This window comes from Desulforegula conservatrix Mb1Pa (assembly GCF_000426225.1).
Lineage (GTDB): Bacteria > Desulfobacterota > Desulfobacteria > Desulfobacterales > Desulforegulaceae > Desulforegula > Desulforegula conservatrix.
Map to the genome: position 1 here is coordinate 1 of NZ_AUEY01000114.1, position 7,670 is coordinate 7,670.

At 40.6% G+C, this 7,670-nt stretch carries 8 protein-coding genes; 5 read left to right on the top strand and 3 right to left on the bottom strand.

All coding sequences use genetic code 11. From position 1 onward, the window contains the following. Positions 1 to 384 precede the first annotated feature (384 nt). Entirely contained in the window at positions 385 to 654 is a 270-nt protein-coding gene (locus K245_RS0120025) for a LysO family transporter (protein WP_027360616.1), read from the top strand. 3 nt (positions 655 to 657) lie between these two features. Next, entirely contained in the window at positions 658 to 1,260 is a 603-nt protein-coding gene (locus K245_RS0120030; protein WP_027360617.1) for a lysine exporter LysO family protein, read from the top strand. Between the two features lie 140 nt (positions 1,261 to 1,400). Here K245_RS0120030 and K245_RS0120035 read toward each other — a convergent pair whose 3' ends face one another. The 3 genes from K245_RS0120035 to K245_RS0120045 form a co-directional block, all read right to left on the bottom strand. Next, positions 1,401 to 1,820: a hypothetical protein gene (locus K245_RS0120035; protein WP_027360618.1), complete on the bottom strand. Its 420-nt coding sequence runs from the start codon at positions 1,818 to 1,820 to the stop codon at positions 1,401 to 1,403. Between the two features lie 248 nt (positions 1,821 to 2,068). Continuing rightward, positions 2,069 to 3,121: a hypothetical protein gene (locus tag K245_RS0120040; RefSeq protein ID WP_027360619.1), complete on the bottom strand. Its 1,053-nt coding sequence runs from the start codon at positions 3,119 to 3,121 to the stop codon at positions 2,069 to 2,071. Between the two features lie 155 nt (positions 3,122 to 3,276). Next, positions 3,277 to 4,038: a ParA family protein gene (locus tag K245_RS0120045; RefSeq protein ID WP_027360620.1), complete on the bottom strand. Its 762-nt coding sequence runs from the start codon at positions 4,036 to 4,038 to the stop codon at positions 3,277 to 3,279. 728 nt (positions 4,039 to 4,766) lie between these two features. On the opposite strand from K245_RS0120045, the gene K245_RS0120055 reads away from it, so the two are divergent. The 3 genes from K245_RS0120055 to K245_RS0120065 are packed head-to-tail and all read left to right on the top strand — an operon-like array spanning position 4,767 to position 7,518. Beyond that, the gene (locus K245_RS0120055) at positions 4,767 to 5,771 is read left to right on the top strand and encodes a HAMP domain-containing protein (protein ID WP_027360621.1); all 1,005 of its coding nucleotides are present in this window, start codon (positions 4,767 to 4,769) and stop codon (positions 5,769 to 5,771) included. Positions 5,772 to 5,794: 23 nt separating this feature from the next. Next, on the top strand, positions 5,795 to 6,613 hold the full coding sequence (locus K245_RS0120060; protein WP_027360622.1) for a phosphate/phosphite/phosphonate ABC transporter substrate-binding protein: 819 nt from the start codon (positions 5,795 to 5,797) through the stop codon (positions 6,611 to 6,613). A 35-nt stretch (positions 6,614 to 6,648) separates the two neighbouring features. Then, positions 6,649 to 7,518, top strand: coding sequence for a phosphate/phosphite/phosphonate ABC transporter substrate-binding protein (locus K245_RS0120065; RefSeq protein ID WP_027360623.1), 870 nt, complete (start codon positions 6,649 to 6,651; stop codon positions 7,516 to 7,518). Positions 7,519 to 7,670 lie beyond the last annotated feature (152 nt).

Genomic DNA, 7,670 nt, shown 5'->3' on the forward strand with positions numbered 1-7,670 from the left:
CGGCGAATTCCAGAGCATCAAAATGACATCATGGCGGAACTCGGCATGTCAGCTCAGCCACTGGGCAATGCCCAACAAATGGTTTGAAGAAATCGGACTGTTCGCGATGAATGAAATTCAAACGGGAGTGCTTCCTCTTTTTACAACGAGATAAGGATGAACAAGAGCCGTGTACGAGGCCCGTACGCACGGTTCTGTGAGAGGGATGAAGCAGACTTGATCAGCTGCTTCACCCTACTCGATGAGGATTCAGCAATTGAAAATAATTGACAGGTCAATGAATAAATCGGATAACCCTGTTTCGATTATGAGTGCTTATTTGTACCACATGTGGTTGAGGCTGATTGTGGGAACTATTGTCGGATTAGATGATATGGAGAATGCATGATACAGGCTATATTAGTTATTGTTGCCGGAATTGCAGCCGGATTTTTTTTAAAAGAAAGAGAAAAAATACTATCCGGTTTTGAAAAAGTATCGTCAGTAACCATCTATCTGCTTCTTTTTCTTATGGGGCTTTCTGTGGGAACTAATTCGACAGTCTTGAGCTCGTTTCCAAAAGTTGGCAAAATTGCGATTGTTCTGACATTCGGAGCTCTTGGCGGAAGCATATTTTTTTCTTATATTGTAGACCGGCTTTTTTTTAAGGAATGATTTATGAAAGCGGGATTGTTAATCATCGTTATTTTCGGATCAGGTGTGCTTTCCGGGATATTTTCTATTCTTCCTGATTTTATTACCCGAGCCGACTATTCAACATATGTTTTGTATGTCCTGCTTTTTGCTGTTGGGGCCGGGATGGGCGGAAGCAGGCAATGCTTTGATGCCCTTAAAAATATCAGCCCAAGAATTCTGTTAATACCTTTTTCTGTGGTTGCAGGCAGCCTTGTAGGGGCAGCACTTGCGTCATTTGCGATTACAGGAATTTCTGTTCAGGAATCCATGGGTGTCGTTGCCGGATTTGGATATTATAGCCTCTCAAGTATTTTGATCAAGCAGATAAGGAATGAGACGCTTGGAGTGATAGCTCTGCTTTCAAATTTAACAAGGGAAATTGTCACCCTGCTTTTTGCACCTTTCATAATAAAATATTTTGGTCGTCTTGCGGGTATTGCAGCCGGTGGAGCCACATCCATGGATACCACCTTGCCTGTTATAACAAAATTCTCCGGATCAGAAGCAGGCGTCTTGTCAGTTTTCAGTGGTGTTCTTTTGACTTTCGCAGTCCCGTTTATAATCAGTTTTATTTTTAGTTTCTGATTTATTAGTTTATGGTCTCCCCAAAAGCCAGAAAAGGGCTCCAGCGTCATGCCGGTCTTTGTATTTTCAAATACTTCTGGATTCCGGCCTGCGCCGGAATGAGGATAATCGGACTTTTTGCGACGTTGTCATTTTTATTTTCATCCGATCCTGAGCGCCCTTGCCACTCTTCTTATTCTGCACCAGGCATGATTATAATCGCTTGACATGGAAAGTCCTTTTAGATGAACAGCCGCATCAGTCGGAAATTCGCCGCGGACTTTAAGGATGGATCTGTACCATGAAGGTATTTCCATGGAGTAAAATCTTTCAAGTTCCTGCGATAATCTTCTGCATCCCTGTATTCCTCGTATAAAATTGTCGCTATCTTTTTCATCATCCAAATCTTGGGGTGCAACTGATTCAAGATATCCTATCATTCCTGAAATGATATTTTTTTTGATTCTTCTGTATTTAATTAGGGGAAGAATCAGAAAACGGATGGTCCCATAAGTCAGGAACCAGATTCCAAGTATAGAAATGACAAAAGGTATAAAAGGCTCTACAGTTTTAATGTCCATAAAAGTCTCAAGCTGGATAGTGTTATTGTCTTCTTTTCGCTTCGTATGGCTTGAAATACACTTTCCCCAAGCTGTTTTGAAGCGTTTTTTACTTGATGGTCTCGCAAAAAGTCAAAAAAGTGCTTCGGCGTTATGCCGGACTTGATCCTGCATCTATTACTTTCAGATACTTGTGGATCTCGGCCTGTGCAGGAATGACGAAAATCTGACTTTTTGCGACCTTGTCTTACTTGTTGGCGTTACTTATCTTATTTTGATGCGATTGCTTTTTCTATGGCAGTTTTCGACTGCAAGCGTGAAAGATCAAACATTTTCAGATCCTCGAAAATATAATCAAAAAATCCTTCCTGGGTACTAATCTCAATCTCTGATAGTTCAATGTGTTTGTATTTGCTTTCTTTCAGGGCTTCATCGCTTACAAGCTTATTTATGAGCTGTATTTTATCTCTTTCTCCAGCATACGTGCCATTGAAAGTGATTTCAGTTTTAAGATCTTCCAAGGCGGTTTTGTTTGTCGGAAGAGTGCCGAGCCATCTGTGGTTAATTGGCCTTGCCACAAAAATAATATCCGAGTGTACGAGTTCGCTTAATAAAATTTGTCTATAGTAAGCGCCATCAATTTCCCTCGTATCAGCTTCAAAACCGTACTGATATATCCATAAACCTTTTTTTACTGCGTCAGCCGAAATTTTTTCATATCTCGTTCTTAATCTGTATTTGTTTTTATCTCCAAACCTGACACGCATTTTTTCAGCAGCAGCGTCATTCAGATATACGGTTTCAGTCCCTGTAACAGGTTCATAAGTATTGAAAACAATGCCTGTTTCGCTGTTGTTGAAAGCTGAGCCGATGCTTTTGAAAAAATCGACCGGGAACTCCGGGTTAAGCTCTTTTGCCGGAATTAGCGCCATTGCTTCAGGTAATGGATTAATATTTGAAGGGGTTTTCATCGATTTAAGGAAAAATTTTTTCAGATTTTCGGTATAGTCGCTCAAACATTCAAAATAAGCTGGCTTGAAAACTCCACCCTTGCCGAAAATAGCCATTGCCATGAGGTCAAGGCTGTTGTTCTTGAATGGAGTCGATTCATCAATGTCAGCTACCAGAATGGATCTGAGATCCTTCCGTGATTCACGTTCCTTAAGATATTTATGCACCCAATAAATTTGACCCGATGTGCATGAAATGAGATCCGGCTCAAGATTCAAATCCATTGCAGCTTGAAGAAAACCAGCTCCATGGGCATTGTTGCCGGCAAGACCGCCAAGTGCGAATGCAAAGCTTTTGTCTGTTTTTTTCATTCAGCCCCTATTTTTGGCAGGATAGCAATAGCTCATATTTATGTTATTCCGGCGAAGGCCGAAATAACATAAAACGGACTTTTTGCGACCTTGCCATTTTTTATATTCAAGGAAAACGTAATACCTAAAACAGATGATTAAGGTAAGTCTTTTGCTCAAGACAGTTCTGAATAAAGAGCTATGTATTCCTTCGCTGTTTTATGATTGGGCTCCATAAAAACAAGAGGTTTTGATGATTCATGTGATTCTCTTACTTTTACCGAGACCGATAGTTTTGTATCAAATACAGGATGACCTTCTGTCTGGAGATCTTCCACAATCTGCTTTGGAAGTTTTGCCCTGTCCATATATTGATTTGCGATGATGCCTTCAACTTTTAGAGTCGGATTATGGTCTGCCCTTATTTCATTAATATTTCCCATGAGACTGTAAAGTGCGTGTCTTGAAAATGCGTCACAGTCAAAAGGTATCAGGCATGCATCAGCAGCGATAAGTGCTGATCTGCTGTAAAAATTCAGGGCTGGAGGAGTGTCCATATAAATATCATCGAATGTATCAAGGCTTGCCAGTGCTTCTTTTAGTTTGTACATTTTATATCTGTGCTCAAGCTTTGATTCTAGTTCTCCAAGTTCGGGATGGGACTGGATCAGATAGAGATTCTTGAACGGAGTTTCAACAATATAAGAGTCCACTTTTTTAGAACCGAAAAATGAATAAAGGAGATCGTTGAAGTATTCAGACAGAGTGCCGTCCTTGCTTTCCGGAGATTTCCCAAGAAGATACTGGGTTGCATTGCACTGAGGGTCAAGATCAACAACGAGAATCTTTTTGCCAAGTGAAGCACCAACTGCCGCAAGATTACAGGTTATAGTAGTTTTGCCTACTCCGCCTTTCTGATTGAATACGGCTCTCCGCATTTGATGATCTCCATAATACTGTGGTCATTTATGATTCTAAGGGGCGCCTGTAAAAATGCCTTTTTGTGCTTTATCTGCGTCAGCGTCGTACCCGTTGAAGAAAAACAGTCTGTATATTCAAAGGCACATTCAAAATTTTGATTCTTATTGGTGCGTCATTTTCGGAAACCCATTTTGTCAGCGACTTGTGTGATGCAAAAACAATGTAAATTATACCAGTTATTGTGTCTGGCATTAATACAATACCACGATATATGTTGTCAAGAAGGCATGCTGGTCATATTAAAAAAGGGGCTTCAATGATACCGGATTTTCTTTAAGGAGTATTTACATATTGGAAAAAAAGTTTACGCCATGCGCTAATTTTTCAGAATATATAAATATACTGCTCAGGGCTTCAATTGAGGTTTTAAAAAATGATGGGCTCGCAAAAAATCAAAAAATGGCACAGGTGTCATGTCGGACTTGATTCTATATCTTAGTATTTTCAGATAGTTCTGGGTGTCGGCCCGCTCAGGAATGACGGAAATAAGACTTTATGTGATTTTGTCAAATTGAGGCTGGAATGAGTGGCTGAGATAATTGATTTTTTCCTCATTCAGCCCTTTCCCCAAACAAGAGAGAGAATAAAAAAATTGGGTTAATCCAGAGCCTATAAAATTTGTGGTCTGAATTTTGCTATCAGGATTGTGTTATCAAATAACTGATAAACTGAAAGGAGGCCATTAATGCTAATTTACTGTGAAGGCTGCGGAGCCCGCTATCAGATAGATGTCAACAGGCTATCTTCCGGAAAACCCAAGGGGAAATGTAGTAAATGCAGTAAAATTATTGATCTTTCAGAGTATACAGAAAAATTTTCAGTGGCTGGAGAGGATGATTGTGGCGGTGAAGGTGAAAATGTAAGGAAGATGAAATCATCATCAATGGGTATAAGCCAGCTTAAGCCTGTTCCCCTTACTTCAGGCACAGGGTTTAGAATCATTGCTCCCTTTATTGTTCTCATTCTGCTTGCAGGAGCTGGGATGGCCTCCCTTTACCTTGGTTTTGTGCCTGGTATTATTTCAAATCAGATCAGCCTCAGGGCTCAGTCCATATCAAGGTCTTTCAGCGCAGGCGTACTCCAGCCTCTTATGCTGAGAAACTATCTGGCTGTAAATAAGACAGCCTCAATGCACGCTGATTTTCCTGATGTGGCTTACGTGGCTGTTCTCAACCAAAAAAATCTTGTTGTGGCAGGAATAATGAACAAAAAAGATGAGTTCAGCCAGGAATTCAAGGATAAAATTGAAAAGAGCGGATTCCCCATTGATATGTTGACTGAAAATGAAATAAGCACCGGTTCGGATATATCGGTTAAGGATATAAAAGCTGGAGGAAGGATGATTCATGATGCCGCTGTTAGAATTCCTGACTCTCTTGGTATTGTTCATGTTGGCCTGTTCAAGGAAAATGCTGAAAAAGAAATAAACGGCGCTTTCTGGCCAGTGTTTATACTTCTCGGCGTTTTTTCTGCGGCAGGAACCATTGTGCTTTTTGTAATAACAAAAAGCATTGTTGTTCCAATTCATCGCCTAACAAGATCTGCCCAGAAGATAGCCCTTGGAAACACAAACGAGCCTATAAAAATCCAGGGTAAGGGAGAGATAGAGGCTCTTTCAACTTCACTTGAAATGATGCGTCAGTCGATAAATATGGCAATAGTCAGATTACGCAGAAAGAATAATTCCTGACAGAATCTCATGGAGAAAATAATATGAATATTAGAAAAAAACTCATTCTGTGTATGATTCTTTTAGCAATACCATGTTCAGCATTAGGTGAAATATATAAGATTTCAATGATTCCAAGGCATTCGGCCGAGGAAAACCTGAAAATTATGTCTATGCTTGCCAAATATTTTTCCTCAAAAACAGGAAAGACGATAGAGCCTCTGATCACAAGGGATTATTTTGAATTTGAGAAGGCGCTGCTTTCTGGCGAAATAGATATATCAATCGAAAACCCAACTGTTTATGTCAGGGTTACATCTATGCACGAGGTGATTGCAAGCGCTGTGGATAATCTGGGCGGAGGAATGGTCAGGGGGCTTATGATCGCAAGAAAAGGTGGTTCAATAAAAATGCTCTCGGATATTAAAGGCAAGAAGGTCTGTATCGTCGGCAAGACATCCACTGCCGGTTTTCTTTCTCCAAAGCTCAAGCTTTCAGGCGAAGGCATAGTAGTTGATAAGGATTGCACTCTTGTTGAAGCTGTTGAAAACAAACAGGAAAATGTCATTTTTTCTGTGCTCGCAGGTGACGCTGATGCCGGCTTCATCAAGGAGTCTGCTTTTCACAAGGCTGATGAATTCATTCCTCCGGGCAGTATATCTGTTATTGGAGAAGGGGCATGGCTGCCAAATGACGCTTTTTCTGTGAAGAAAACACTGCCACAGGACTTTAAGAATGCCTTGTTTGAAGCTGCCAAAAGTCTGAATGAGTTTGATGAAATAATGGTTGGGTTGGGTTTGTCCTCTTGGAGATCTGCAAAAGATTCTGCCTATGATTCAGTCAGGGCTGCTCTTGCGCAATGAGCTTTGTATTTTGAATATATTATAAGGAAATGAATATGAAAATTTTAATGATAAAATTTATATGGTTGTCTGCTGCCATATTCATAATACTTGCTCTGGTTGTGCCTGATAATTTAAAGGCCGAGGATACATACAGGTTCTCCATGATGCCTCAGTTTTATCCTGAAAGAATAGCCCGGATGACAGAACCACTTGTTAAATACCTTGAAAAAGGATGCAGCAGGAAAATTACTCCGGTAATGACCATGAATAATTCCGATTATGAGGCTTCCATTAGAAAGGGAGACGTTGAAATAGCCTATCAGAATCCCATGATTTACAACAGCATCTCGGACGTACATGAAGCTGTCGTTGTGGGAGTAAGCCCGGATGGCGGAGATAAGTACAGAGGGCTTGTGATAGTTCCCTCAAACAGTCCTGTCACTGCTTTGTCAGAGCTTAAGGGCAAAACAGTCATGATTGTAGGTAAAAATACAGGCGGAGGATATTTTTCCCCAAAAATTTCACTTCTTGATGCAGGCGTTGATATTGAAAAAGATGTTGAGCTTGTAACCGCAGCTGACAACAAACAGGAAAATGTAATCATTGCGGTTAGTCTTGGAGATGTTGATGCCGGCTTCATAAGGGAATCTGCTTTTCACGCGGCAGATGCTTTCATAAAACCGGATTCTGTCAGGATTCTTGCTCCTTGTGCCTGGCTTCCTGGATGGGCTTTGTCCGTAAAAAGATCTCTTCCTCAAACGGAAAAAACAAGGATTAAGAATCTTCTGATTAATCTGCCATCTGATTCTCCGGTGATAAAAGCCCTTGATCTCAAAGGGTTCAGAGAGGCTGACGATTCTGTGTACGCTCCTTTAAAGAAGCTTTTGATTCAGCCTGATACGAAACCAGTGAAAAAAAATTAATCGAAGAGAATAAAATCCATTTTTCACGAAGCGGCTAAAATTTAATCTGATTACCACTCTGCTTCAGCCATAGAAAGCATGGTTGATGGCATGGGTGGAGTCCTAAGAGCAACATAAATCAGTCTGTGAATCATGGACGGCAGATCATATCG

Bases quoted from the DNA above. Each gene is read 5' to 3' on its own strand.
- K245_RS0120025 (WP_027360616.1), top strand. From the start codon at position 385: ATGATACAGGCTATATTAGTTATTGTTGCCGGAATTGCAGCCGGATTT.
- K245_RS0120030 (WP_027360617.1), top strand. From the start codon at position 658: ATGAAAGCGGGATTGTTAATCATCGTTATTTTCGGATCAGGTGTGCTT.
- K245_RS0120035 (WP_027360618.1), bottom strand. From the start codon at position 1,820: ATGGACATTAAAACTGTAGAGCCTTTTATACCTTTTGTCATTTCTATA.
- K245_RS0120040 (WP_027360619.1), bottom strand. From the start codon at position 3,121: ATGAAAAAAACAGACAAAAGCTTTGCATTCGCACTTGGCGGTCTTGCC.
- K245_RS0120045 (WP_027360620.1), bottom strand. From the start codon at position 4,038: ATGCGGAGAGCCGTATTCAATCAGAAAGGCGGAGTAGGCAAAACTACT.
- K245_RS0120055 (WP_027360621.1), top strand. From the start codon at position 4,767: ATGCTAATTTACTGTGAAGGCTGCGGAGCCCGCTATCAGATAGATGTC.
- K245_RS0120060 (WP_027360622.1), top strand. From the start codon at position 5,795: ATGAATATTAGAAAAAAACTCATTCTGTGTATGATTCTTTTAGCAATA.
- K245_RS0120065 (WP_027360623.1), top strand. From the start codon at position 6,649: ATGAAAATTTTAATGATAAAATTTATATGGTTGTCTGCTGCCATATTC.